This window comes from Sphingopyxis sp. CR5 (assembly GCF_059693785.1).
The window spans coordinates 113,823-140,266 of sequence record NZ_JCATIE010000006.1 but is presented as its reverse complement, the minus strand read 5'-3'; the positions used below and the strand labels follow the sequence as shown (position 1 = coordinate 140,266).

Sequence of the window (26,444 nt, the reverse complement as noted above, 5' to 3'; positions counted from 1 at the left end):
CACCCCGAAAAACGACTACTGTTTTATGCAGCCCTGGCTGCGGGTCATAAATCCAACCGTGATACCGCCCTGGTCTGAACATTTGTCAGCTCGAAAGATAGCAACCGTCACGCTTCCAAGGAATAATGCCGCGACAACGGCAAACAAAAATATGTAACGATAGCGGCTCATTGGAGCGAGCTTATCTTCCTTTGGCCCCACAGCGTCAATGACTGCTACCCACCCCAAGTCGGACATCCGCTGCAATAATGGCTGTCCTACATTGTTCGGCTGTGCCAGCATCCGTTTCGGCTCTTTCGATAGGTGGATAAACGCGGTCACGGCCCGGTTTGCGGACGCGGGCGGGAGCAGGCGCGGCAGGTTAGGCGAACGCAAGCCAGCGGCGGCCGCACAAGGCTGAACTTTGCTGAACTTTGGAACGACGACGCGGACCCGACAACCGAAGCCATCTCGCTCCAGCCGTCCAGCAATGAGACGGACTCCCGAACGCGCGCCTCAATCGACCCAGTCGAGCCCCATGTCGCGATAGACGCCGCGGTCCTCGTCCCAGTTTTCCTTGACCTTGACGTGCAGGAACAGGTGGACCTTGCGTCCCATCAGTTCGGCGAGTTCGGCGCGCGCCCTGGCGCCGATTTCCTTGATCCGCGCGCCGCCCTTGCCCAGCACGATCGCGCGCTGGTTGTCGCGCGCGACATAGATTTGCTGGTGGATTTCGGCGCTCCCGTCGGGGCGCGTCTTGAAGAGCTCGGTTTCAACCGTCGACTGATAGGGAAGCTCCTCGTGGAGCTGGCGATAGAGCTGTTCGCGCGTGATCTCGGCCGCAAGCGTCCGCTCGGGCGCGTCGCTTACCTCGTCCTCGGGGAAATGCCACGGCCCCTCGGGCATCAGGGCGGCGAGATGCGCCTTGAGCTCGGGCACGCCGTCGCCGCTGCTCGCCGCGACGAAGAAGGTTTCGTCGAACGGCAGCTTCGCATTAAGTTCGGTTGCGATGGTGAGCAGCTTGTCCTTCTTGCTCAGATCGACCTTGTTGAGGATCAGATATTTCTTCTCGGGCCGCCCCGCGACGCCTTCGAGCACGCGCTCGACGCGCCCGCCGAGCTTTGCCGCGGCATCGACCATCACCAGGATCGCCTCGGCTTCTTCCAGGCTGCCCCACGCCGCAGCGACCATCGCGCGGTCGAGCCGGCGGTTCGGCGCGAAGATGCCGGGCGTGTCGATCAGGACGATCTGGGCGTCGCCGTCCATCGCGACGCCCATCAGCCGCGTGCGCGTCGTCTGCGCCTTGGGGCTGACGATCGCGACCTTCTGGCCGACGAGCGCGTTGACGAGGGTCGATTTGCCCGCATTGGGCGCGCCGACGACGGCGACGAAGCCGCAGCGCTGGGTCATGTCTTGTCTTCCTGTGCCAATCGTTCGAGCAGCGCCGCCGCGGCCGCCTTTTCTGCTGCCTGTTTCGACGCGCCTTCGCCCTCCGCCTCGGCGAGCTTGCCGACCGCGACCGCGACGCGGAAGCGCGGGGCATGGTCGGGGCCTTCGCGGCGGACAAGGCGATATTCGGGCGGCTTGCGCTTGCGCGCAAGCGCCCATTCCTGCAGCGCCGCCTTGGGGTGCTTGGGCGCGGCGACCTGCCCCTCGATCATGTCGCCCCATTTGGCGGTGATGAAGGCGCGCGCGGCGTCTTCGCCCCGGTCGAGCCACAGCGCGCCGATCAGCGCCTCTAGCACGTCGGCGGCGATATTGTCGCTTTGCCGCCCGCCGTCGCCGATCGCCTGTGCGCCGAAGCGGACATGCGCGTTGAGGTCGAGCGCCTGCGCAACCCGCGCACAGGTTTCGCCCGACGCGAGCGCGTGGAGACGCGACGACAGCTCGCCTTCCGCCGCCTTGGGAAAGCGGCGGAACAGCTCCGACGCGATCACGAGGCCGAGCACGCGGTCGCCGAGAAATTCGAGCCGCTGATAATCGCCCGCGCCGCTGCTGCCGTGGGTCAGCGCTTCGTGGTAGAGGGCGATGTCGCGGGGTTCGGCCCCGGTCAGGGCGGCGATCGTGTCAGCGGAAACGCCGTCCGTCAAAAGCCATCCCCGATGCGGTCCCAGCGCGCTGCGGTGAACCAGCTGATTGGGTTGAACCAGCTTGCCGAACCGTCGGTCGAGAACATCGATACGAGCGCATGGCCGACCAGATTCTTTTCGGGGACCAGGCCGATGCCCTGATTCTCGATCGCCGGGAAACGGCTGTCGGCGCTGCGATCGCGGTTGTCGCCCATCAGGAACAAATGCCCCGCGGGCACGGTGATCAGCGGGGTGTTGTCCTCGGGGATCGAGGTGATGTCGAGAATGGCGTAGCTCTTGCCGCTCGGCATCGTCTCCCTGAACCGCGGATAGCGGCACTGGCGCTGGCCGTTAGCGCCGATCTCCTCGAACTGCATCGCATAGCAGGGCAGGGTGCCGTTGGTGCGCGAGGCGTCGATCATGTTCTGCGTCACCGGGATCACGAAATCGGCCATCTTCTCGCGCTTCAGCGGCTTGCCGTTCAGCCAGACGATGCCGTTTTTGACCTGGATCGTATCGCCGGGCAGGCCGATCACGCGCTTGATATAATCATTGTCGTTGACCGGCGGTGCCTTGAACACGACGACGTCGCCGCGCTCCGGAGTGCGCGGAAAGATACGCCCCGGGATCAGCGGCAGGCTGAACGGCAGGCTGAACTTCGAATAGCCATAGGCCATCTTGTTCACGAGCAGATAGTCGCCGATCAGCAGCCGCGGCTGCATCGATTCCGACGGAATGTTGAACGGCGAGAGAAAGAAGCTGCGAAAGATCAGCACCGCGATCGCCAGCAGGGCGAGGAAGCGGATCGTGTCGACAGCCTCTTCCTTTGCGGAGACGGGAGTCGGGCTGGGCGAGCTTTCGGCGGTAGCGCTGGCGTCGGTCATCGCGCGGCATTGGCGACGAATAGGTCTGCACGTCAAGCAAATATCGGCAAGCGGCGCTGGCATGGGCGCGGCGGCTGGCTTATGGAAGCGCCCGATCAGTCCGTTCGACACGAACGGAAAATGGAAAGAGAGATTGTATGACCACCGCCGCACAAGCCTGGCAGGCGCTCGCCGACTGGACGCCGCAAAAGATTGCCGATCTCGTCGCCACGGACCCCGCGGCACGCTTGCAGGCGATGGTGCGCACCGTTGCCGACATCCGCTTCGATTTTGCCAAGACGCACCTCGACGACGCGGCCGTGTCGACCTTGTCCGACCTCGCGGTGGCGCAGGATTTCGCGGGGCGGCGCAAGACGCTGTTTTCGGGCGGTGTCGCCAACCCGACCGAGAATCGCGCCGCCGAGCATAGCGCCGAGCGCGGGGAGGGGGCGCCGGAATCGGTGCATCGCGCGCAGGCACTGCACCAGCGGATGCGGATGCTCGTCGACGCGATCGAGGCCGGCGCGTTCGGCGAGATTCGGCACCTGCTCCACATCGGCATCGGCGGCTCGGCGCTCGGCCCGGACCTGCTGGTCGATGCCCTCGGTCGTCACAACAGCCGCTACGACGTCGCTGTGGTGTCGAATGTCGACGGCGCGGCGCTGAGCGAAGCCTTCGCGACGTTCAGCCCCGAGCACACGCTCGTCGCGGTCGCTTCGAAGACCTTTACGACCACCGAAACCTTGCTCAATGCCGCATCGGCCCTGCAATGGCTCGAGGAAGCGGGAGTCGAGGACCCGACCGGTCGTTTCATCGCGCTGACCGCCAGTCCCGACAAGGCAATGGAATGGGGCGTCGACGAGACCCGCATCCTGCCGTTCAGCGAAACCGTCGGCGGGCGCTATTCGCTGTGGTCGTCGATCGGCTTTCCCGCGGCACTCGCACTGGGCTGGGACGCCTTCGCCGAGCTGCTCGAGGGCGCGGCGGAAATGGACCGCCACTTCCGCCTCGCCAACGGCGCCGACAATGTCTGCCTGCTCGCGGCTTTCGTCGACCAGCTTTACGCGAACCGCCTCGGTTGCCAGACGCGTGCGGTTTTCGCTTATGACGAGCGGCTGCGGCTGCTCCCCGACTATCTCCAGCAGCTCGAGATGGAATCGAACGGCAAGGCGGTGACGCTCGATGGCAAGCCGCTCGACCATGCGAGTGCCGCGATCACCTGGGGCGGGGTCGGCACCGATGCGCAGCATGCGGTGTTCCAGCTGCTGCACCAGGGCACGCATCTGACGCCGGTCGAATTCGTCGTGGCGCGCGAGCCCGACCATCTGCTCGACGACGCGCATCACGAAACGCTCGTCGCCAACTGCATCGCGCAGGGGGCGGCGCTGATGACCGGGCGTTCGAGCGACGACGGCGCGCGCAATTATCCGGGCGACCGGCCTTCGGCCACGATCCTGCTCGACCAGGTGAGTCCGCACAGCCTGGGCGCGCTGATCGCCTTTTACGAGCATCGGGTCTTTGCCAATGCGGTGCTGCTCGGCATCAACCCCTTCGACCAGTTCGGGGTCGAACTCGGCAAGGAAATGGCGAAGGGGCTGGCCGAGGGGACGGTCGAATTCGACCCGGCGACGCAGGCGCTGATGAAGGCGGCGCTGGGCGAGCAATGAGGGTAGGGCGGACAGACTGAGCGCAAAAATCGATTGGCAGCGCGCGGTCGCGTAACCACATGGGATGCGGGCGCGAAGGACAGCCCGGTTTAGCAGGGAACTCATCGGTATGAGCGATTTCGACTTTGATCTCTTCGTCATCGGCGCCGGATCGGGCGGCGTCCGCGCGAGCCGCGTCGCGGCGTCGCACGGCGCGCGCGTCGCGGTGGCGGAGGAGCATCGGGTCGGCGGAACCTGCGTGATCCGCGGCTGTGTGCCCAAGAAGCTGCTCGTCTATGGCGCGCATTTCGCCGAAGATCTGAAAGACGCGCGCAAGTTCGGATGGGACGTTCCCGATTGCAAGTTCGACTGGGACGTGCTGCGCGACAATGTGCTGGGCGAGGTCGACCGGCTCGAAGGTCTCTATGGCCAGACGCTCGACAATCACAAGGTCCAAGTCTTCAAGACCCGCGCCACGATCGTCGGACCGCAAAAGGTGCGGCTCGCCGACGGCACCGAACTCACCGCCGAGCGCATCCTGGTCGCGACCGGCGGCTGGCCGTTCGTCCCCGACTTTCCGGGCAGCGAACATGCGATCACCTCGAACGAGGTCTTTCACCTCGACACCCTGCCGAGGCGGATCGTCATCGCGGGCGGCGGCTATATCGCCAACGAGTTCGCGGGCATCTTCAACGAGTTCGGCAGCAAGGTGACGATCGTCAATCGCGGCGATGCGATCCTGCGCGGCTATGACGAGCAGATTCGCGACCGCCTGCTCCAGATTTCGATGACCAAGGGCATCGAATTCCGCTTCAACGCGCCGTTCCGGTCGATCGAAAAGAATGACGACGGATCGCTCACCGTCCACCTCGACAATTGCGATCCGATCGAGGCCGATGCGGTCTTGATGGCGACCGGACGGACGCCGAACACCAGGGGGCTCGGTCTCGAAGAGGCCGGGGTCGACCTCGACAAGCAGGGCGCGATCAAGGTCGACGAAACCAATCAGTCATCGGTGCCGAGCATCTATGCCGTCGGCGATGTCACCGACCGCATCCAGCTTACGCCGGTCGCGATCCGCGAGGGGCAGGCGTTTGCCGACAGCGTCTATGGTGGCAAGCCGACCGTCGTCGATTACAAGAATGTTCCGAGCGCGGTATTCAGCCACCCGCCGATCGGCGCCGTCGGCATAACCGAGGCCGAAGCGCGCAATACGCTGGGCTCGGTGCGCGTCTACACCAGCGATTTCCGCGCGATGAAGAACGTCCTTGCCGGGCGCAACGAGCGCGCGCTCTACAAGATGGTCGTCAATGCCGCGACCGACCAGGTCGTCGGCCTGCACATGATCGGTCCGGATGCGCCCGAGATTCTTCAGGCAGCGGCGGTCGCGGTGAAGGCAGGGCTCAAGAAAGCCGATTTCGACGCAACCGTGGCGCTGCACCCGAGCATGGCCGAAGAGCTGGTGCTGCTCAAATAGCCGTCGCCCCCCGCCTGCGCGGGGACGACGACTAGCCGATCCGGTAGGGCACCACATCCCTGCGATCGGGGTCGACCAGGATCGGCCGGTCGCTCGGCGGGAAGGCGCGCTGGTCGCAGTCGTCGCGCGGGCAGATGCGGCACGACGGGCCGATACGCGTCGCGGCGTGCGGGGCCTCGACATCGACCCCGTCGGCATAGACGAAATCGGCGGCATATTGCGCCTCGCACCCTAGCGCGACGGCATAGCGGCGCGGTGCGCGGGCATAGCTGCCCGATGGCTTCACCAGCCCCTTCGCCATCGAGACATAGCGCAGCCCGTCGGGGGTTTCGGCGAGCTGGAACAGGATGCGGTCGGGGATCGCCGCCGCCTCGTGGACGATCCACAGCGGGCAGGCGCCGCCGAAGCGCGCGAATTGCAGCCGCGTCGCGCTGTGCCGCTTGGTGATATTGCCTGCCATGTCGACGCGGCAGAAGAACATCGGGATGCCGCGCGCGCCGGGGCGCTGGAGCGTCGACAGGCGGTGGCACGCCTGCTCGAAACTCACCCCATATTCGAGCCGCAGCCGGTCGATGTCGTGGCGCACGGCGCGCGCGCTGGCGCGAAACGGCGTGTAAGGCATCAGCACCGCGCCCGCCGCATAGTTGGCGAGCCCGACATGGAGCAATTGGCGCGCGGCGGCGGTGCGCAGCGGCGAAGCCTCGACCACCGCTGCGATCTCGCGCGCGAGCGCAAGCGCGGCTAGCTGGTGCGCGAGCTGGAAGCGGCGCGTTTCGGCGGGTTGCGACGGGTCGAGAACCAGATGGCGCATCGTCGCGTCGAAATCGCGCAGGATCTGTGACTGTTGATAGACGATCGAGATGCCGAGCGCGTCGCGCAGCCGCCGCTCGATCGTCTCGATCGCAGGCGAGGGCGCGCGGCCGCGCAGCCCCTTCGCCAGTTCCTCCGCCGCGCGGTCGATGCTATCGACATAGTTGCCGGCGTCGTGGAACCAGTCGCGAACTTCTTCCCACGGCAGGCGGCTCCCCTCGGCGGTGCCGCCGGTCAGCGCCTCGTCGATGATCTGGAGCCGCTGCCCCGCGCGGCGATAGGCGGCGTGCAGCGCGACGAACTGATCGGCGAGCTGCGGTTGCTGGAGCGCCGCGCGTTCGAGCTGTTCGGGCGCGATCGGCGCGGCGGCGAAAAGCGGGTCGGCGGCGGCCTCGCGCAGCGCGCCTGCGCGCCGGTCGCCGGCATCGCTTGCCACCTCTTCCCATTCGAGCGGGAACAGCTTCTGCAACCGATCGAGCAGCGCCGGGGTCAGCGGCCGGTCGTCATGCTCGATCTGGCTGAGATACGAGGTCGAGATGCCGAGCGTCGCGGCGAACTCGGCCTGTTTGACGCCGCGATCGGCGCGAAGCTGGCGCAGGCGAGTGCCGGCGAAGATGCGTTGGCGGGACATGATCTTCCTCTTCGAGCAGAGGATAGTTTGCAAAATCCAACTTCGCAACTTTGCAAATTCGCATTTGCATGGGGCGTTACAAGCGGGCACACGAGCCCCCGCTATTTCAGGAGAGTGCCGAGTGTCCGCCAATATCGCCGAAATGGAACGCCGCCGTGCGGCCGCCGCCCTTGGGGGCGGACAGAAGCGCATCGATGCGCAGCATGCCAAGGGCAAGCTGACCGCGCGCGAGCGGCTGCTCGTACTGCTCGACGAGGACAGCTTCGAGGAACTCGACACCTATGTCGAACATGACTGCGTCGATTTCGGCATGCAGGACCAGCGTATCCCCGGCGACGGAGTGGTCACCGGATCGGGGACGATCAACGGCCGGCTCGTCTATGTCTTCAGCCAGGATTTCACCGTTTTCGGCGGCTCGCTGTCGAAGCGTCACGCAGAGAAGATCTGCAAGGTGATGGACAAGGCGATGCAGGTCGGCGCGCCGATCATCGGCCTGAACGACAGCGGCGGCGCGCGCATTCAGGAAGGCGTCGCTTCGCTAGGCGGCTATGCCGAAGTGTTCCAGCGCAACGTGCTGGCATCGGGTGTGGTGCCGCAGATCAGCCTGATCATGGGGCCGTGCGCGGGCGGCGCGGTCTACAGCCCCGCGATGACCGACTTCATCTTCATGGTGAAGGATTCGTCCTACATGTTCGTTACCGGCCCCGACGTGGTGAAGACGGTGACCAACGAGGTCGTGACGCAGGAAGAACTCGGCGGGGCGATCACCCACACGACCAAAAGCTCGGTCGCCGATCTGGCGTTCGAGAATGATATCGAGGCGCTGCTCAGCGCCCGCGACTTCTTCGACTATCTGCCCGAGAACAATCGCGCCGGGGTTCCCGCGCGGCCGACGAGCGATCCATTCGACCGTGCCGAAATGAGCCTCGACACGCTGATCCCGCCCAATGCGAACCAGCCCTATGACATGCACGAGCTGATCCGCAAGACGATCGACGAGGGCGATTTCTATGAGATTCAGCCCGCGCACGCCGCGAACATCATCTGCGGTTTCGGGCGTATCGAGGGGCGGACGATCGGCATCGTCGCGAACCAGCCGCTCGTGCTCGCGGGCGTGCTCGACATCGCCTCGTCGAAGAAGGCGGCGCGCTTCGTGCGCTTCTGTGACGCGTTCGAGATTCCGATCGTCACCTTCGTCGACGTCCCCGGCTTCCTGCCCGGCACCGCGCAGGAATATAACGGCATCATCAAGCACGGCGCGAAGCTGCTCTTCGCCTATGCCGAGGCGACGGTGCCGAAGATCACGGTAATCACGCGCAAGGCCTATGGCGGCGCATATGACGTGATGGCGTCGAAGCATCTGCGCGGCGATCTGAACTATGCCTGGCCGACCGCCGAGATCGCGGTGATGGGGCCGAAAGGCGCGGTCGAGATCATCTTCCGCAGCGACATCGGCGACCCCGAGAAGATCGCCGAACGCTCGAAGGAATATGAGGAACGCTTCGCCAACCCCTTCGTCGCGGCGTCGCGGGGCTATATCGACGAGGTGATCCACCCGCACAACACGCGCAAGCGGATCGCGCTGGGGCTACGGAAGCTGCGGAACAAGAGCCTCGAGAACCCGTGGAAGAAGCATGATAATATTCCGCTGTGATCATTCATCGTCACCCCGGACTTGATCCGGGGTCCATTCTGCCGGCGCGGGGCGAATGGATGCCGGATCAAGTCCGGCATGACGAAGTTAGAGAGAGTTTGACATGAAACTGGGCCGCCTCAACCATATCGGCGTGGCTACGCCGTCCATCGCCGACAGCATCGCCTTCTATCGCGACGTCATGGGCGCGACGCAGATCCACGAGCCGTTCGACCTGCCGGAGCAGGGGGTGAAGGTGTGTTTCGTCGATACACCAGGCGCCGATGGTGCGCTGAACGGCACGCAGATCGAACTGATCGAGCCGCTGCCGGGCAACACCTCGATCGCGGGTTTCCTCGCGAAGAACCCGGCGGGCGGGCAGCATCATATGTGTTACGAAGTCCCCGACATTCACGCCGCCAAGGCCGAGTTCGAGGCGATGGGCAAGCGCGTGCTGGGTGAGCCAAGGATCGGGGCGCATGGGACGCCGATCTTCTTCGTCCACCCGCGCGACATGGGCGGAGTGCTGACCGAGATTATGGAGACGCCGAAGGGACATTAAGGCCCTCATGCCCTCTCCCGTCGGGAGAGGGTTGCGAAGACTTGCCAGCTAGCTGGCTAGTCGGAGCTGGGTGAGGGGATGAACGCTATCGAGAGGGCACAGACCCTCACCAACTTCGCCTAAGCCTGACGGCTAAGGCTGCGTATCCTCTCCCAGGGGGAGAGGGAATGGGATTGCATTATGACCGACAAACCGACCATCGCCGACTGGCAGGCTGCCGCCGAAAAGGAAGTGAAGGGCCGCGACCTGACCTGGCACACGCCCGAAGGGATCGAGGTCAAACCGCTCTACACTGCCGAAGATGTGCGCCAAGACCCCGGCCTGCCCGGTTTCGCGCCCTTCACGCGCGGGGTGAAGGCGTCGATGTATGCGGGCCGCCCGTGGACGATACGGCAATATGCGGGCTTTTCGACCGCCGAGGAATCGAACGCCTTTTATCGCCGCAACCTCGCGGCAGGGCAGAAGGGGCTGTCGGTCGCTTTCGACCTTGCCACCCACCGCGGTTACGACAGCGACCATCCGCGCGTCGTCGGCGATGTCGGCAAGGCGGGGGTCGCGATCGACAGCGTCGAGGATATGAAGATACTGTTCGACGGCATCCCGCTCGACCAGATGTCGGTGTCGATGACGATGAACGGCGCGGTGATCCCGATCCTCGCCTTCTTCATTGTCGCGGGCGAGGAGCAGGGGGTCGAGCGCAAGCTGCTCGACGGGACCATCCAGAACGACATTTTGAAGGAGTTCATGGTCCGCAACACCTATATCTATCCGCCCGAACCCTCGATGCGGATCATCAGCGACATTTTCGGCTACACGTCGCGCGAGATGCCGAAATTTAACAGCATCTCGATCTCCGGCTATCATATGCAGGAGGCGGGGGCGACGCAGGTGCAGGAGCTGGCCTTCACCATCGCCGACGGCATCGAATATGTGAAATATGGCGTCGCCTCGGGCCTCGACATCGACAAGTTCGCCGGGCGGCTCTCCTTCTTCTTCGCGATCGGCATGAACTTCTTCATGGAGGCGGCGAAGCTGCGCGCGGCGCGCGTGCTGTGGCACCGCGCGATGACGAAGCTTGGCGCGCAGTCCGAACGCTCGAAGATGCTGCGCACCCATTGCCAGACCTCGGGTGTCTCGCTGACCGAGCAGGACCCCTATAACAATGTCGTCCGCACGACGATCGAGGCGATGGCGGCGATGCTCGGCGGGACGCAGAGCCTGCACACCAATGCGCTCGACGAGGCGATCGCGCTGCCGACCGATTTTTCGGCGCGGATCGCGCGCAATACACAGATCATCATCCAGGAAGAGACCGGCATGACCAATGTCGTCGATCCGCTGGGTGGCAGCTATTATGTCGAGGCGCTGACGCAGGAGCTGGTCGACAAGGCGCAGGAGATCATCGACCGCGTCGAACGCGGAGGCGGCATGGCGAAGGCGGTCGCGGCGGGCTGGCCCAAGGCGATGATCGAGGAAGCCGCCGCGGCGCGGCAGGCGCGCGTCGACCGCGGCGACGACGTGATCGTCGGGGTGAACAAATATCGTCTGAAGGACGAGGACCTGCTCGAAACGCTTGAGGTCGACAATAGCAAGGTGCGCGAGGCGCAGGTCGCGCGGATCAAGCGCGTCAGGGACGGCCGCGACGAGGCGGCATGCCAGGCGGCGCTCGACGCGCTGCGGGCGGCGGCGGCGGCGCCGCAGTCGGTCGAGACGAACCTGCTCGCCCACGCGGTCGAGGCGGCGCGCGCGCGCGCGACGCTCGGCGAGATTTCAAGTGCGATGGAGGAAGCCTTCGATCGCTACGGCACCACCCCGACCCCGGTGAAGGGCGTCTATGCGGCGCCCTACAAGGACGACAGCCGCTGGGCGCAGGTCGTCGAGGGGGTCAAGGCGGTCGAGCGCCGCCTTGGCCGCGCGCCCAAGCTGCTCGTCGCCAAGATGGGGCAGGACGGGCACGACCGCGGCGCCAACGTCATCGCCAGCGCGTTCAGCGACATGGGCTTCGACGTCGTATCGGGGCCGCTGTTCCAGACCCCCGACGAGACCGTGGTGCTGGCGCTCGAAAACGGGGTTGATGCGGTCGGCGCGTCGAGCCTTGCCGCCGGGCACAAGACCCTCATCCCCGAGTTGATCAAGGGGCTGAAGGAAGCGGGCCGCGGCGACATCAAGGTGATCGCGGGCGGGGTCATCCCTCCGCAGGATTACGACTATCTGCGCGACGCGGGGGTACAGGGCATCTATGGCCCCGGATCGAACGTCGTCGAGTGTGCAGCCGACGTGCTACGCTTGCTTGGACATAATATGCCCCCCTTGGAGGATGCCGCATGACCACCGAAACCACCCGTGCCCCTGCGAAGGCAGGGGCCCATCACCCGGTATTTCAATCTAACGCCGCTCTTGCTGCACGCGCAGGAGATGGGCGCCTGCCTGCGCAGGGGCACGCCGACCAGGAATGCCGGCGTGACTGGACGCGCGAGGAAATCGCCGAGCTGTTCGACCTGCCGTTCGACGATCTGATGTGGGAGGCGCAGGGGGTGCATCGGCGCCATCACGCGCATGGCGAGGTCCAGCTTTGCACCTTGCTGTCGATCAAGACCGGCGGCTGCGCCGAGGATTGCGGCTATTGCTCGCAGTCGGCGCACGCCAACACCGACGTCAAGGCGACCAAGCTGATGGACGTGCGCGCGGTGCTGCAGGCAGCGGCGCAGGCGAAGGACGCGGGATCGCAGCGTTTCTGCATGGGCGCGGCGTGGCGCAACCCCAAGGACCGCGACATGGCGAGCATCGTCGAGATGATCGAGGGCGTGCGTGCGATGGGCATGGAAACCTGTATGACGCTGGGCATGCTGACGAAGGAACAGGCCGAGATTCTGGGCGCCGCGGGGCTCGACTATTACAACCATAATATCGACACGAGCCCCGAAAATTATGCGAACATCATCTCGACGCGCAGTTTCGAGGACCGGCTGAACACGCTGGAAGAAGTGCGCAATGCGGGCATCAACGTCTGTTCGGGTGGCATTGTCGGCATGGGCGAGACGCGCGCCGACCGCGTCGGCTTCGTCCATGCACTCGCGACGCTCGAACGCCATCCCGAAAGCGTGCCGGTCAACGCGCTGGTGCCGGTGAAGGGCACCGTGCTCGGCGACATGCTCGCCGACACGCCGCTCGCGAAGATCGACGATATCGAATTCGTCCGCACCGTCGCGGTCGCGCGCATCACCATGCCGAAATCGATGGTCCGCCTGTCGGCAGGACGCGAGAGCATGTCGGAAGCGACGCAGGCGCTATGCTTCATGGCGGGCGCGAACAGCATCTTCACCGGCGACAAGCTGCTGACGACCGCAAACGCGGGTGACAATGCCGACGCGGCGCTGTTCGCAAAGTTAGGGCTGCGCCCGATGGCGAGCGAGGAGCCGATGCGGATGGAGGCAGCGGAATAGCGCGATGAAGTTCGTCGCCGCAATTCTGTCAATTGGTTGCAGTGGATTGCTGATCTTTGGTTCGGTGATTTTTGGAGCGTTGGTCCTGACGTCGGCTAACGGCCCCACACGCGGGAACTGGATTGCTCACTATGTGCTGACCTATGCCATTCCGATCGGCATCGTATTGACCTGCATATATATTTTGCTTCGACTTTTTAAGTAGGGATAGGCTGTGTTCAAGAAAATCCTGATCGCCAATCGCGGCGAAATCGCCTGCCGCGTCATCAAGACCGCGCGCCGCATGGGCATCGCGACCGTTGCCGTCTATTCGGACGCCGACGCGCGCGCCCCGTTCGTGCAGATGGCCGACGAGGCGGTGCATATCGGGCGGTCGCCGGCATCCGAATCCTATCTGATCGCCGACAAGATCATCGCCGCGTGCAAGGCGACCGGCGCCGAGGCGGTGCATCCGGGCTATGGCTTCCTGTCGGAACGCACCAGCTTCGCCGAGGCGCTGGCGAAGGAAGGCATCGCCTTCATCGGCCCGCCGGTGAACGCGATCGCCGCGATGGGCGACAAGATCGAGTCGAAAAAACTCGCGAAGGAAGCCGGCGTCAACGTCGTCCCCGGCTTCGTCGGCGAGATCCGCGACACCGACCATGCGGTCGAGATTTCGAACGACATCGGCTATCCGGTGATGATGAAGGCGAGCGCCGGCGGCGGCGGCAAGGGCATGCGCCTCGCCTATGACGAAAAGGACGTCCGCGAAGGGTTCGAGAGCGTCAAGCGCGAAGGGCTCAACAGCTTCGGCGACGATCGCGTCTTCATCGAGAAGTTCATTCTCAATCCGCGTCATATCGAAATCCAGATTCTCGGCGACCAGCACGGCAACATCCTCTATCTCAACGAGCGCGAGTGCAGCATCCAGCGCCGGCACCAGAAGGTGGTCGAGGAGGCGCCGTCGCCCTTCGTCACCGAAAAGATGCGCAAGGCGATGGGCGAACAATGCGTCGCGCTGTCGAAGGCGGTCGGCTATTACAGCGCGGGCACGGTCGAGCTGATCGTGTCGGGCGCCGACCCGACGGGCGAGAGCTTCTACTTCCTCGAAATGAACACCCGGCTTCAGGTCGAGCATCCGGTGACCGAGGCGATCACCGGCATCGATCTGGTCGAACAGATGATCCGCGTCGCGGCGGGCGAGAAACTGGCCATCACGCAGGACGACGTCAAGATCGACGGCTGGGCGATCGAGAACCGCGTCTATGCAGAGGACCCCTATCGCGGCTTCCTGCCGTCGACCGGGCGGTTGACGCGTTATCAGCCGCCGGTCGAGGGCTGGACCGACGACGGTGCCGAGAATGGCCGCCGCGGGGTCGACGGCGTGCGCGTCGACGATGGCGTCTACGACGGCGGCGAAGTGTCGATCTTCTATGATCCGATGATCGCCAAGCTGATCACCTGGGCACCGACGCGCGACGAGGCGGCCGATCTTCAGGTCGCGGCGCTCGACCGCTTCGAGCTCGAAGGGCTCGGCCACAATATCGATTTCCTGTCGGCGATCATGCAGCACCCGCGCTTCCGCTCGGGCGAGCTGACCACCGGCTTCATCGCCGAGGAATATCCCGAGGGCTTCCACGGCGCCGAAACGAGCGACGCGGTGACGCGCGCGCTCGCCGCGATCGCGGGCTTCATGGCAAGCGCCAATGCCGATCGTGCGCGCCGCGTCGACGGCCAGCTCGGCGACCGGCTCGACCCGCCCGCGAAATGGCAGGTGACGGTGGGCGGCGCCGATCATCAGGTGAAGGTCGGCGCGAAGCACATCAAGGTCGATGGCGAAAAGGTCGACATCGCGCTCGAATATACGCCGGGCGACCGGCTCGTCATCGCCGAAATCGACGATAGCGAGCTGGCGGTGAAGGTTGCGCGCACGCGCACCGGCTGGCGCATGACGACGCGCGGGCGCATCCACGATGTGCGGGTGCTGCCGGCGCATGTCGCGCCGCTAACCCAGCACATGATCGAAAAGATCCCGCCCGACCTGTCGAAGTTCCTCATCTGCCCGATGCCGGGTTTGCTCGTTACGCTGCACGTCGGAGAGGGCGATGCGGTCGAACTCGGCCAGCCGCTCGCGACGGTCGAGGCGATGAAGATGGAAAATATCCTGCGCGCCGAAAAGGCGGGCGTGGTGAAGAGCGTCAACGCCGCGCAGGGTGACAGCCTGGCGGTCGACGCAGTGATATTGGAGCTGGAGTGAATATCAAAGCCCGCTTACCCTGAGCTTGTCGAAGGGCTGGCCTTTCCTTGACGCCGCAACAAGGAAAGAACGTCGCTTCGACGGGCTCAGCACGAACCGAAGCTGGAGCGGGTCATACTGCCTCGTCCCCCATCAGCCGCTTTGCCAGGAACAGCTTGAACAGGATGAAGGCGACCAGCCCGGCAGCGGCCGTGCCGACGTGAAACAGCCAGAAGCTCGTCGTCGGCATCGACGAATACCAGCCACCGACGGTCCCGACGATATAGTTGGCGGCGAAGAAGGCCAGATAATAGATACCGATGATCGTTGCGTTGAGCCGTGCGGGGGCGAGGCGACTGAACAGCGCCAGGCTGACCGGCAGGATATGCGCGAAGCCGATGCTGTTGAAAAAATGAAACAGCAGGGGCCAGAACAGCCCGATCTTGCCGTCGCCCTGTGTCGCAGCGGCCATGAACAGGCAGAGCCCACCGGCAATGGTAAAGACGCTGCCAATGATCATCTTCCCAAGCTCATCGGGTTCCCGCCATTTGCGGCCATACCAGGCATAGAAGGCGGTGACGGCGACGAGCATCGAAAAGCTCATCCCCGCATCGATCGAGATCATCCAGCTGGTCGGAATCGTGAGTCCGAAAAAGGTCAGCTGGAAATGCTGGTCGGCCCAGACGAGATAGGCGTTGAAGATTTCCTGGTTGGTCAGGAGCGCGACCGCGAGGACCGGTACGAGCAGCAGGACGGCGGTGATGCGAAGCCAGTCCTGTCGGCCGAGCGGGGCGCCTGGCTTTGCGGCCGCAGCGGCCCGTGACGGGCGGTTGTCGCGGGGGAGCCAAGGGCCGGCCATGATATAGACGAGGAGGCCCAGCACCATGACGATCCCGGCGGTGCCGAAGCCCCAGTGCCAACTGACTTTCTCTCCGAGCGTTCCCGCGATCAGCGGCGCCACGATCACGCTGACGTTGATGGCGATGTAGAAGATCTGGAACGCCATTGCGCGGCGGATGTCATCGGGTTTGTAGAGTTCGCCGACCTGGCTGGCGATATTGCCCTTGAACAGGCCGACGCCGACGATCAGTGCGATCAGCGCGAACAGGAAGCTGCCCTCGAACGCCATCAGGAAATGGCCGAGCGCCATGACGAGGCCCCCCGCGATCAGCGTCGCGCGGCGCCCGAGCCAGCGGTCGGCGATCAGCCCGCCGAGGATTGGGGTCAGGTAGACGAGCGAGGTATAGTCGCCGAAGAGGCGAGAGGCGAGCGGCTGTCCGTCGAGCCCGTAGAAGCCTTTGACCCAGTCGAGCCCGACGACCGCGCCGGCATGTTCGGGCAGCAACAGGTAGTTGACCATGTAAAGCACGAGCAACGTCTGCATCGAATAATAGGAAAACCGCTCGCACCCCTCGACGAAGGCAAGATAGCCCAGCCCCTTGGGATGCCCCATGAAGGCGCGGTCGGCATGTTCGACGGTTTCGGCGTCGATTTCGGGCGTGGCTTCGGCGGCAGTCATTCCGTGTCGTTCCCCGGCAATTTTCTTGTCGGACGTGACCGTAATGTTTCAATCGGCGCTGACCAGCACCAATCGACGAACGGCGGCGAGCGGGTCAGCGACGCCTTTCGAGCCACCAGCTTTGACGCCAGCCATATTGGGATGCGACCGCGGCGCCCGCGGCATTGGTCGCGGGGCGAAAGCGAAACCGTTCCTCGATGAGGCGGCAGGTGGTCGCATCGAGCGCCGCATCGCCGCTCGATCGCGTGATGCGGCATCGCGTGACGCGCCCGCTTGCTTCGATGGTGAAGCGGACCTCGACCTCGCCGCCGATCTTGGCGCGGCTGGCGGCCCGGGGATAGTCGTTGTCGCGGATTCGTCCGCTGAGCAGAACCGGGCGCGTCTCGCCGCCGGCGCCGTCGCCGGACCCGCCCGATCCCGTTCCCGACCCTTGTCCTCCGGCACCCGATCCGGGTCCGGGGAGCGGGGCGGCACCCGCCGCAGCTTCGGAGCCCTGGCCCGGCACGGGCGCGGCGGCGACGGGCGGAGGCTTGGGTTGCGGCACTTTCGGTGGCGATGCGACAACCGGAGCAGCCTTGGCGACCTCTGCCGGAGGCGCCGATTCCCCGGCGGCTTTGTCGGTCTGGGGCGCTTCGGGCGGTGGAGGCTTTTCGGGCGGTGGAGCGGGAAGCGCGATCGCGGTTATCGCCTCGCTCGCGGTGCGGACCGCGGTGAGATCGAGGCCGCTCGCGAGGCCGAGGCCGATGAGCGCGACGGCGGCGATCGCGGCGCTCGCCGCCGCGACCCGATGCTTGCGCGAAAGCTGTCCGGTGTAGACCATCAGACCCTTTCCCGGCATGCGACCACCGCACGCCCTTCGGTCCGTAGTCCTAGAGAAAATCGTCTAACGTGGACATGAACCGGTCGAACTGGTCGTGGTGCAACCAGTGCCCGGCATTGTCGAATTCGATAACCGTCGCCGAGCCGAAATGGCTCAACCGGCCGTCCTTTTCGGGATTGGAGGCCCAACTGTCCGCGCCGTAGAGGAGCAGGGTCGGGCAGGTGATGGCGGACCACAGCGCCTCGACATCCTCTTGCGGCAGGTCGAACACCGGCCAGACGTTCAGGTAATTGTCGAACTTCCAGCTCCAGCTTCCGTCTTCGTTGCGATTGATCCCCTGCACGGTAAGGTGGCGCGCCTGCTCGGGCGTCAGATAGGCATTTTCGGCCATCATTCGCGCCAGGGCATCGTCGAGTGTCGCATAACGCTTGGGCATGCGCCCCGCCGCGGCCCGCTTGTCCTCGATCCATTTTCGGAAGCGATCGCCGACCGGAACCGCCGCGCGTTGCGCCAGAACTTTCGGCGAAGGGCCAAGACCTTCGATCGCGACGAGCTTCGATACGGTGTCCGGATAAAGCCCCGTATAGCGCAGCGCGACATTGCCGCCGAGCGAATGGGCGACGATTGTAACCGGCGCCAGGTCGAGCTGATGGACGAGCTGCGCCAGGTCGTAAACCAGCGTGTCCATGTCGTAATTGGCGTCGGGCGACCATGCGCTATCACCGTGACCGCGCAGGTCGGGTGCGATGACATGATACCGGCCAGTCAGTTTTTCTGCGACCCAGTCCCAGCTTCGGCAATGATCGCGCCCGCCGTGGACGAGCAACAGCGGCGGTGCCGCCTCGTTGCCCCAATCGACATAGTGCAGCTTGAGCCGCTGCGAAATGAAACTGTGCGATGTGGGGCCTCTTGTCATCCTGTGATCCTTGCTGTCTGATTGGGTTTCAAAAGGCGACCGAATCCGATCCGTCAACCCCGGATCGCGAACGCCGGAGAGGGAGAGCAAGCGATGTCGACATTCCGGGACGATCTTTTCGAGGGCAAGACGGCCTTTGTCGCCGGGGGAACCAGCGGGATCAACCTGGGCATCGCCAAGCGCCTGGCCGAACTCGGCGCGAAGGTCGCGGTTGCGGGACGCGACCCCGACAAGGCGCAGCGTGCTGCGGCGGAGATCGGCAAGGGGGCGATCGGGCTGTCGGGCGACGTGCGGGACTATGCGGCCATTCGCGGTGTGATGGAGAGCGTGGCGGACAAGCTGGGCGCGATGGATATCGTGATCTCGGGCGCCGCCGGCAATTTCCTCGCTCCCGTTCTCGGCATGTCGGCCAATGCCTTTCGGACCGTGGTCGACATCGATCTCAACGGCACTTTCAACGTGTTTCGAGGGTGCCACGACCTGCTCAACACCCCGGGAGCGTCGCTGATCGCGATTACCGCGGGCCAAGCGGTCAACGCGTCGGCGCTCCAGGCGCACGCGTGCGCGGCGAAGGCTGGAATCAACCAGTTGATCCGCGTGCTGGCGCTCGAGTGGGGGCCCGATGTTCGCGTGAACGGGATTTCTCCGGGGCCGATTGCCGACACCGAAGGCATGAAGCGTCTCGCCCCCGATGCCGCCTCGCGCGAGGCGCATTATGCGCGGATCGCGATGAAGCGCTGGGGCACCGCCGCGGAGGTCGCCGAATCGGCGGTGTTCCTGTGCTCGCCCGCGGCGAGCTATATCACCGGCACGATCCTCGATTGCGACGGAGGCAGCCAGGTGGGCGATGCGTCGCGTATCGACCTTGCGCGCGGCATGGCATAGCCCGCGAAGGGGGATGGTCTTCTGCCGGATTTGACCTTGCGCGCACCGTGGCAACGCGTCCAAAGCGGCCACCGAACCGAATAAGGGAGGGGCGGCGCCCGTGGACCTGGCACCTTATCGCGCGCATCGGCGCATCTTGACCGCGAGTCTCGTCGGGACCGCGGTCGAATTCTATGATTTCTATATCTATGGGACCGCAGCGGCGCTGGTGTTCGGGCCGCTGTTCTTTCCGTCCGAATCCGAATCGGCGCAGCTGATGCTCAGCTTTATGAGCTTTGGCCTCGCCTTTTTCGCGCGGCCCGTCGGTGCGGTCGTGTTCGGCCATTTCGGCGATCGGATCGGGCGCAAGTCGACGCTCGTCGCCTCGCTGATGCTGATGGGCGGATCGACGCTGGCGATCGCCTTCCTGCCGACCTATGCGATGGCGGGGTGGATCGCGCCGCTGCTGCTGTGCACCCTGCGCTTTGGACAGGGTTTCGGGCTCGGCGGCGAATGGGGCGGTGCGGCGTTGCTCGCGGTCGAATATGCGCCGCCGGGCTGGCGCGGCCGTTTCGGCATGTTTCCGCAGCTTGGCGCGCCGGTCGGCTTTATCGCGGCCAACGGATTGTTCCTGCTGCTCGGCCTGTGGCTCAGCGATGCCGAATTCGCGGTGTGGGGCTGGCGCATTCCCTTTCTCGTCTCGGCTGTGCTGGTCGGGCTAGGGCTATGGGTGCGGCTCAGGATCCGCGAAACGCCCGCCTTTGCCGAAGCGATGGAAAAGGAGCCGCCGGTCGGCGTCCCGATGGGCGAGCTCTTGCGCCATCACGCCCTGACTACGCTTGCGGGCATATTCGCGGTCGTCGCCTGTTTCGCCATCTTCTATCTGGCGACGAGCTTTGCGCTCGCACACGGCACGACGGCGCTCGGCTATCCGAAAGAGGAATTTCTGCTGATCCAGCTCGGCGCGATCCTGTTCCTCGCGCTCGGGATACTCGTCGCGGGATATTGGAGCGACCGGGCGAGCGCGCACCGCGTGCTGGGATGGGGCTGCGCAGCGACCGTGCTGATCGGTCTTGTCTTCGGCCCGTCACTCGCGTCGGGCGCGTGGGTCATCGTCGCGCTTGGCCTGTCGGCATCGCTGTTCGTGATGGGGCTCGTCTATGGCCCGCTCGGCGTCTGGCTTCCGGCGCTGTTCCCGGTGCGCGTACGCTATACCGGCGCGTCGGTCGCCTTCAATGTCGGCGGCATTATCGGCGGCGCCGGCGCTCCGATCGCGGCGCAATGGCTGAGCGACCGGGGCGGCACCAGCTTCGTCGGCCTCTATCTGGGCATCGCCGGACTGCTCAGCCTGTTCGGGCTGCTGCTCGTCAGGAGACGGGGCGCAGCAGCGTAAGCCGCGCCTTGCCGACGCGGCGTTCGGCATCGATTTCGAAGCCCGCGATCGCGACATTTTCCTTGTTGGCGGTTTCGATCGAGACCCAGCTATCGGGGCCGACCCAGCCAAGCCGGCTGAGCTTGTCGAGCGCGACGCTGCCCGCGCCAGTGCCATAGGGCGCATCGAGCAACAGCAGGTCATAGGCGCGGGACGCCGGACCGAGGCCCAAGACCGAACCGGCGCGCACGTCGGCGCGCGGACCGGCGCCGAGCGCCGCGAGATTGGCCTTCAGCACGTCGAGCGCACCCCGATCCTGCTCACCGAACAGGCAGCGTTCGGCGCCGCGCGACAGCGCCTCGATCCCCAGCGCCCCCGATCCCGCGAACAGGTCGGCGACGTGAAGTCCCTCGAAACTGCCGAGACGGCTCGCGAGCATCGAAAAGAGCGTTTCGCGCGTTCGGTCGGCGGTCGGCCGCGTCGTATCGTTTCGCGGCGCGGCCAGCTTGCGTCCCCGCCACTCGCCGGCGATCACCCTCATTTCGCCATCCGCCGCCGGAACTGGAACAACGCGTCGCGCGGAACGATCTCGATGGCGCCCATGTCGAGCCCGTCGACCGTGAATTCGCCATAGCGCGTTCGGATCAGGCGACTGACCTGCAATCCCAGATGTTCCAGGACGCGGCGCACCTCGCGGTTCTTGCCTTCGGTCAGGGTCAGCTCGATCCACTGGTTGCGACCGGTGCGGCGTTCCAGATTGGCGTCGATCTTGCCATAACGAATGCCGTCGATGGTAACGCCTTCGACCAGCTCTTCGAGTTGCGCCTGGCTGATGTCGCCAAAGGCGCGCGCGCGATAGGTACGCTCGACCCCGCTAGCGGGCAGTTCGAGCTGGCGTTTGAATTCGCCGTCGTTGGTCAGCAACAGCAACCCTTCGGTATTATAGTCGAGGCGTCCGACCGGCATCAGCCGCGGCAGGCCGCCGGGGAGGATGTCATAGATGGTCTTGCGGCCCTTCGGATCGCGCGCCGCGGTCAGACAGCCTGCGGGCTTGTGAAAGCGATAGAGGCGCGTCGAAACCGGCTTGGCGACCGGATTGCCGTCGACCGTCAGCCCCTCGAGCGAGGACAGCAGCGGGGCAGGCTGCGCGATCGTCTCGCCGTTCAGCGCGATGCGGCCGTCCTCGATCATCCGTTCCACGTCGCGGCGCGACCCCACGCCGGCGCGGGCGAGCAACTTGGCGATGCGCTGCGGCCCGTCCTCGCGCTCGGACTCGTCGGCGGACGGCGTTCCCGCCCGGCGGGGTGCGCGGCGGCGACGGTCGGGGGCAGGGCGATTCGGAGCGCTGCGGGATGGTCGGCGGGTCGGCATCGGAACGGATGCGCCTTTCATGACGTTTGTGGTAGAGAAATGGGCGAACAGGATTTCGCTCATAGCCGCAAAAGTGTCGCTTCGTCGATGGGAAGCAAAAGCCGGCTTGCCGCGGCCTTGCGTGCAAGCCATGCGAAGGGGAGAAAGTAGGTCCTATGCTGTTCGTGTCGCGTCCGTCGTGCATCAAGCGGCTGCTGGTCATCGAGGATGACCCGCTGGTCGCGTTCGACAACGAGCGCACGCTGAAACATGCAGGCTACGACGTCATCGCCACCGTGGATTCGGGCGAAGCGGCGGTCGCGCTGCTTGCATCCGAACAGGTCGATGCGCTGGTCCTCGACCTTGGCCTTGCCGGACATATGACGGGACGCGAAGTGGCCCGCATCGCCCGTGACCGCGGCATTGCCGTGCTGCTCGTCACCGGCCTTTGTCCCGAGGATGCCGGCGATATCGCGCTCGCCTGCCTCCACAAGCCGCACAGCGCGTCGGCGCTCGTGTCGGCGCTCCACGCGATCGAAACGATGATCTGCAAGAACAAGCAGCCGCGCAAGGTCGGCGGGCTGCAAACCTATTGGCGACCCGAAGCCGCGTAACTTGTCTCCGCTTGGCACCGAATGCTATCTGCGCCCGATGAAACGGGGCGGATGGGAGATTGGCGGATGAAAACCCTGCTCGGCCTTGTCGGCATTCTGGCGCTCGCCGCGGCGGCGCTTGTTTTCGGTTTTCCTCACGGGTCGGTGCCGGCTAGCCGCGCCAGCGACGCAACGGCGCCGCCCGTCTTCGTCGAACTGTTCACCAGCCAGGGCTGTTCGTCGTGCCCGCCCGCCGACCGGTTGTTGGCCCGGCTCGATAGCGAAGGCGGCGTGGTCGCCGTGAGCCGGCCGGTGACCTATTGGGATCGGCTGGGGTGGAAGGACACGCTGGCACGTGGTGCGAACGACCGGCTCCAGCGCGATTATGCGGCGCGGGCGATACCGGGATGCGGAGTTTATACGCCCGAGGCCGTGGTTCAGGGCGCGGTCGCCGCGGTCGGATCGAACGAGCGGGCGCTGCGCGACCTGATCGCGTCCCGTCGCAAGGCCCCGGCGCTCTCGCTTGCGCAGGACGGGGCGGAGATCGTCGCGTCGAAGCCCCGCGCCAATGTCGAACTGCGCTTTCTGGCGATCGCGCGCCATTCGGCGGTCGATATCGCCAAGGGCGAAAACCGCGGGCGCCGGATCGGCTACACCAATGTCGTGCTGTCCGAACAGGTGGCGCCCTGTGACCCCTCACTGGCATGCCGCGCCCCGATTCCCGCGAGCATTGCAACCCGAAAGGGCGCCGATCGCTGGGCAGTCGTGCTGCAGGACCGCGACGGGGGAACCGTGCGCGCCGTGCGCTGGATACGTCCGACCGCCTAATCCCCGCTTCCAATTTGCTCGCAAGGCTTTAGGCCTGTCGGATATTCGCGAGGCCGGTCGCACCGACGGGCAGGGGGAGAAGAAGCGACGTGCAGCCCGACACTGTGACCACGGCATCCGGACACTGGTGGGACAGCATCAAACCCTATCTGGAACGCGCACCACTGGCCGCGCTGCTGCTCGGTATTTCGTCCGGCTTTCCTTACGCAATGATCGGCGCAACACTGACCACGCGACTGTCGCAGGACGGGTTCGAGAAATCGTCGATCACCGCCTTTTCGCTCGCTTTCCTCGTATACAATTTCAAACCCCTTTGGGCATGGGTCGTCGATGCGGTCCGCTTGCCCGGTTCTCGACTGTTGGGGCAGCGTGTAACCTGGCTGATCCTCGCCGCGGCGCTCGTCATGCTCGCCGTGGGCAATCTCGCGCTCGTGGATCCCGGACATGTCGGTCGATCCCCCGTCGGCCAGTTCATGCAATGGATGGGAATGGGGCACCAGGGGACGTTGGCGGCGCTGTTCGAAATGGCGATCGGGGCGATATTGGTGGGCGTCGCCGGATCGACCTTCGATATCGTCATCGACGCCTACCGTATCGAGATATTGAAGCCCGAACAGCTTGGTGTCGGATCGGGCATGTCCCAATATGGCTGGCGCATCGGGTCCGCCGGCGCGGGAGGGCTTGCACTGTTCCTTGCCGCGCGACAAGGCTGGGAGGCGGCTTATCTGGCGTGTGCCTTGCTTGCATTGCCCGCTGTAATTGCGGGCTTTTGGGTGGGCGAACCCGAGCGCCACCGCGAAGCGGTCTCACGCAAGGGACGCCCAGGCATCGTAAGCGGCATCATCGGACCTTTTCGAGAGTTTTTCAGCCGTCACGGCGCGTGGCTGGTTCTGGCTTTCATCCTGCTTCACAAGATTGGCGACACGCTCAGCCAGCTTACGCTACGTCTGTTGCTCGACGACCTCGGGTTCAGCAATGATGAAATTGCAATCTTCGATGTCGGTTTCGGCTTCTGGGCCTATCTTGTAGGCATCTTCATCGGCGGCATCCTCTATTCGAAAATGGGGATGAAGAAATCGGTGATGCTCAGCCTGATACTGATGGCCGTCAGCAACTTCAGCTTCGCGCTGCTTGCGGCGACAGGACACAGTAATTGGGGCCTTGCCGGGGCAATGTGCTTCGAGAATATCGCCAGCGGCATCGGCGGCGTGGTCGTGGTCGCCTATTTCTCCGCGCTCTGCGACTTGAGGTTCACAGCGGCCCACTATGCGTTAATCAGTTCGGCCGCGAGCATCGTCGGCCGCCTCCTGACCGGGACCACGGCGGGCGCAATGATGGAGGCTTTCGGCAATGTGGCCTTTTACCTCTTCACGGTCGTTGCGGCCTTGCCCGGCATAATTTTGTTCTGGTGGATGATGCGCAGCGGATTGGTCGATCTGTCGGTCGGCACGGCGGGCAAAGTCGGACCCGACGACGAGACGCGGGATTAGGCTCCTGATGCCAAGGATCGAGGACGTCTACTCCGTCAGTCCGGCAACTCCCCGTTCGCCCTGAGCACGTCGCCCGCAAGGTAAAGCGAACCCGCGATCAGGACCACCTCGCGCGCCGGATCGACGCTGAGCGCCTGCAACGCCGCTTCGACAGACGGCGCCGCCCTGGCGGTCGATCCGAATGCGGCCGCGTTGTGATGCTCGTGACCCGGGACCGGGACGACGGTGACCGATGCCAATCGATCGCCGAGCGGCGCGAGGAGTGCGTCGGGATGCTTGTTCGACAACATGCCCGTGACAAGGTGGATGGGACGCGGATCGGCCGCGAAGTGGCGCGCCAGTTGCAGGCCGGCGTCGGCATTGTGTGCGCCATCGAGCCATATTTCGGTCGCGGGGCGAAGCAGCGCGGTGAGGGGGCCGGGATCGAGACGTTGCAGGCGCGCGGGCCAGAAGGCCGATGCGACGCCCCGCGCGATCGCCCGGGCATCGGGTTTCGGCCCCGGAGCGATGTGGAGCATCGCGATCGCCAGTCCGGCGTTGCGCATCTGGTGCAGCCCCGCCATGCGCGGGCGAAACGCTTCGGCGAACGTGCCGTCCATCGAACTCCAGCGAAAGGCGTCCCCGGTCGGCTCGACCGACCAGGTTGCGCCTTCGACAAAGGGCGCCACCCCCGCCGCCTCGGCGCGCAATTCGATCACGCGCGCGAGCGGTTCGGGGTAGGCGAGCGTCGCGAGCGCCGACCCCGGCTTGATGACCCCCGCCTTTTCCCAGGCGATGCGCTCGGCGGGCGGCGACGGTGTGCCGTCTTCCGGGGCGAGCAGGAACGCTTCGTGGTCGATGCCGAGCGACGCGATCCCGGCGACGGCAGGGGCGGGAATGACGTTCGTCGCATCGAGACGGCCGCCCAGCCCGACCTCGATGATCGTGTCGTCGGCGGGCGTGCGGGCGAAGGCCAGGAAGGCGGCGGCGGTCGTGACCTCGAAGAAACTCGCCTGCAAACCGTCGGCGGCATCGAGAACCTCTGCGAGCAGCGCGGCGAGCAGCCTATCGTCGATCAGCTGGCCCGCAAGCCGGATGCGTTCGTTGAAGCGCACCAGATGGGGGCTGGTATAGGCGTGGACGCGGCGCCCCTGCGCCTCGAGGATCGCGCGGAGGTACGCGCAGGTCGATCCCTTGCCGTTCGTGCCCGCAACGTGGAACGTCCGCGGCAGCCGCTCCTGCGGATTGCCGAGCCGCGCGCAGAGCTCGGCGATGCGCTCGAGTCCCAATATGTCGCGCCCCGGCGACAGCGCGGCGAGACGATCGAGCTGCGCCTGGACGGCGGGGTCGGAACTGTGCGCGTGGTCGGGCATCTTTAAACCTTG

24 protein-coding genes are annotated in these 26,444 nt (G+C 65.2%); 13 read left to right on the top strand and 11 right to left on the bottom strand.

Annotated elements, in window-relative coordinates; genetic code table 11:
• Positions 1 to 15 precede the first annotated feature (15 nt).
• The 4 genes from AC58D2_RS11015 to lepB all read right to left on the bottom strand — a co-directional run bounded on the left by AC58D2_RS11015 (position 16) and on the right by lepB (position 2,932).
• Complete coding sequence (locus tag AC58D2_RS11015; RefSeq protein ID WP_497390200.1) at positions 16 to 282, bottom strand: hypothetical protein; 267 nt, start codon at positions 280 to 282, stop codon at positions 16 to 18.
• A gap of 213 nt (positions 283 to 495) precedes the next feature.
• Positions 496 to 1,389 (bottom strand): GTPase Era, encoded by an 894-nt coding sequence (era, locus tag AC58D2_RS11010; RefSeq protein WP_497390198.1) that lies wholly within the window; start codon positions 1,387 to 1,389, stop codon positions 496 to 498.
• Positions 1,386 to 2,069, bottom strand: a complete 684-nt coding sequence (rnc, locus tag AC58D2_RS11005) for a ribonuclease III (protein WP_497390196.1) — start codon at positions 2,067 to 2,069, stop codon at positions 1,386 to 1,388. Before rnc ends, era begins: the two co-directional genes overlap by 4 nt.
• Positions 2,066 to 2,932: a signal peptidase I gene (gene lepB / locus AC58D2_RS11000; protein WP_497390194.1), complete on the bottom strand. Its 867-nt coding sequence runs from the start codon at positions 2,930 to 2,932 to the stop codon at positions 2,066 to 2,068. Before lepB ends, rnc begins: the two co-directional genes overlap by 4 nt.
• A gap of 137 nt (positions 2,933 to 3,069) precedes the next feature.
• On the opposite strand from lepB, the gene pgi reads away from it, so the two are divergent.
• Together pgi and gor are read left to right on the top strand one after the other, a co-directional pair.
• Positions 3,070 to 4,578 (top strand): glucose-6-phosphate isomerase, encoded by a 1,509-nt coding sequence (gene pgi, locus AC58D2_RS10995; RefSeq protein WP_497390192.1) that lies wholly within the window; start codon positions 3,070 to 3,072, stop codon positions 4,576 to 4,578.
• Between the two features lie 109 nt (positions 4,579 to 4,687).
• A complete protein-coding gene (gor, locus tag AC58D2_RS10990) occupies positions 4,688 to 6,034 on the top strand; it encodes a glutathione-disulfide reductase (RefSeq protein ID WP_497390190.1) in 1,347 nt (448 codons plus the stop codon).
• 31 nt (positions 6,035 to 6,065) lie between these two features.
• Here the strand turns inward: gor and AC58D2_RS10985 are convergent, their stop codons facing one another.
• Entirely contained in the window at positions 6,066 to 7,475 is a 1,410-nt protein-coding gene (locus AC58D2_RS10985) for a helix-turn-helix domain-containing protein (RefSeq protein ID WP_497390188.1), read from the bottom strand.
• 121 nt (positions 7,476 to 7,596) lie between these two features.
• On the opposite strand from AC58D2_RS10985, the gene AC58D2_RS10980 reads away from it, so the two are divergent.
• From AC58D2_RS10980 to AC58D2_RS10955, 6 genes are all read left to right on the top strand, one after another.
• On the top strand, positions 7,597 to 9,129 hold the full coding sequence (locus AC58D2_RS10980) for an acyl-CoA carboxylase subunit beta (RefSeq protein WP_497390186.1): 1,533 nt from the start codon (positions 7,597 to 7,599) through the stop codon (positions 9,127 to 9,129).
• 103 nt (positions 9,130 to 9,232) lie between these two features.
• Positions 9,233 to 9,670 (top strand): methylmalonyl-CoA epimerase, encoded by a 438-nt coding sequence (gene mce / locus AC58D2_RS10975; protein ID WP_497390184.1) that lies wholly within the window; start codon positions 9,233 to 9,235, stop codon positions 9,668 to 9,670.
• Between the two features lie 180 nt (positions 9,671 to 9,850).
• Entirely contained in the window at positions 9,851 to 11,998 is a 2,148-nt protein-coding gene (gene scpA, locus AC58D2_RS10970; protein WP_497390182.1) for a methylmalonyl-CoA mutase, read from the top strand.
• Complete coding sequence (gene bioB / locus AC58D2_RS10965) at positions 11,995 to 13,113, top strand: biotin synthase BioB (protein ID WP_497390180.1); 1,119 nt, start codon at positions 11,995 to 11,997, stop codon at positions 13,111 to 13,113. The genes scpA and bioB overlap by 4 nt, the downstream gene beginning before the upstream one ends.
• Before the next feature lie 4 nt (positions 13,114 to 13,117).
• Complete coding sequence (locus AC58D2_RS10960) at positions 13,118 to 13,318, top strand: hypothetical protein (RefSeq protein WP_497390178.1); 201 nt, start codon at positions 13,118 to 13,120, stop codon at positions 13,316 to 13,318.
• A 9-nt stretch (positions 13,319 to 13,327) separates the two neighbouring features.
• Positions 13,328 to 15,349, top strand: a complete 2,022-nt coding sequence (locus AC58D2_RS10955) for an ATP-binding protein (protein WP_497390176.1) — start codon at positions 13,328 to 13,330, stop codon at positions 15,347 to 15,349.
• A 112-nt stretch (positions 15,350 to 15,461) separates the two neighbouring features.
• Here the strand turns inward: AC58D2_RS10955 and AC58D2_RS10950 are convergent, their stop codons facing one another.
• The 3 genes from AC58D2_RS10950 to AC58D2_RS10940 form a co-directional block, all read right to left on the bottom strand.
• The gene (locus tag AC58D2_RS10950; protein WP_497390174.1) at positions 15,462 to 16,847 is read right to left on the bottom strand and encodes a peptide MFS transporter; all 1,386 of its coding nucleotides are present in this window, start codon (positions 16,845 to 16,847) and stop codon (positions 15,462 to 15,464) included.
• 94 nt (positions 16,848 to 16,941) lie between these two features.
• Complete coding sequence (locus tag AC58D2_RS10945) at positions 16,942 to 17,685, bottom strand: energy transducer TonB (RefSeq protein WP_497390172.1); 744 nt, start codon at positions 17,683 to 17,685, stop codon at positions 16,942 to 16,944.
• 31 nt (positions 17,686 to 17,716) lie between these two features.
• Positions 17,717 to 18,583: an alpha/beta fold hydrolase gene (locus tag AC58D2_RS10940; RefSeq protein ID WP_497390170.1), complete on the bottom strand. Its 867-nt coding sequence runs from the start codon at positions 18,581 to 18,583 to the stop codon at positions 17,717 to 17,719.
• A 93-nt stretch (positions 18,584 to 18,676) separates the two neighbouring features.
• Here AC58D2_RS10940 and AC58D2_RS10935 point away from each other — a divergent pair, with 93 nt between their 5' ends.
• Together AC58D2_RS10935 and AC58D2_RS10930 are read left to right on the top strand one after the other, a co-directional pair.
• Positions 18,677 to 19,468, top strand: a complete 792-nt coding sequence (locus tag AC58D2_RS10935) for an SDR family oxidoreductase (protein ID WP_497390168.1) — start codon at positions 18,677 to 18,679, stop codon at positions 19,466 to 19,468.
• A 106-nt stretch (positions 19,469 to 19,574) separates the two neighbouring features.
• Entirely contained in the window at positions 19,575 to 20,840 is a 1,266-nt protein-coding gene (locus tag AC58D2_RS10930) for an MFS transporter (RefSeq protein ID WP_497390449.1), read from the top strand.
• On the opposite strand, the gene rsmD is transcribed toward AC58D2_RS10930, so the two are convergent.
• Both rsmD and AC58D2_RS10920 read right to left on the bottom strand, forming a co-directional pair.
• Positions 20,815 to 21,360 carry a 16S rRNA (guanine(966)-N(2))-methyltransferase RsmD gene (gene rsmD / locus AC58D2_RS10925; protein WP_497390166.1) on the bottom strand — a complete coding sequence of 182 codons (546 nt, stop codon included), beginning with the start codon at positions 21,358 to 21,360 and terminating at the stop codon, positions 20,815 to 20,817. The genes AC58D2_RS10930 and rsmD overlap by 26 nt on opposite strands.
• Positions 21,357 to 22,253, bottom strand: a complete 897-nt coding sequence (locus AC58D2_RS10920) for a pseudouridine synthase (protein ID WP_497390164.1) — start codon at positions 22,251 to 22,253, stop codon at positions 21,357 to 21,359. Before AC58D2_RS10920 ends, rsmD begins: the two co-directional genes overlap by 4 nt.
• Positions 22,254 to 22,345: 92 nt before the next feature.
• Between AC58D2_RS10920 and AC58D2_RS10915 the strand changes: the two genes are divergently transcribed.
• From AC58D2_RS10915 to AC58D2_RS10905, 3 genes are all read left to right on the top strand, one after another.
• Entirely contained in the window at positions 22,346 to 22,783 is a 438-nt protein-coding gene (locus AC58D2_RS10915; RefSeq protein WP_497390162.1) for a response regulator, read from the top strand.
• Positions 22,784 to 22,849: 66 nt separating this feature from the next.
• Positions 22,850 to 23,590, top strand: a complete 741-nt coding sequence (locus AC58D2_RS10910; protein ID WP_497390160.1) for a DUF1223 domain-containing protein — start codon at positions 22,850 to 22,852, stop codon at positions 23,588 to 23,590.
• An 89-nt stretch (positions 23,591 to 23,679) separates the two neighbouring features.
• On the top strand, positions 23,680 to 25,080 hold the full coding sequence (locus AC58D2_RS10905) for an MFS transporter (RefSeq protein WP_497390158.1): 1,401 nt from the start codon (positions 23,680 to 23,682) through the stop codon (positions 25,078 to 25,080).
• 35 nt (positions 25,081 to 25,115) lie between these two features.
• On the opposite strand, the gene AC58D2_RS10900 is transcribed toward AC58D2_RS10905, so the two are convergent.
• Entirely contained in the window at positions 25,116 to 26,432 is a 1,317-nt protein-coding gene (locus AC58D2_RS10900; protein WP_497390156.1) for a bifunctional folylpolyglutamate synthase/dihydrofolate synthase, read from the bottom strand.
• Between the last annotated feature and the right edge of the window lie 12 nt (positions 26,433 to 26,444).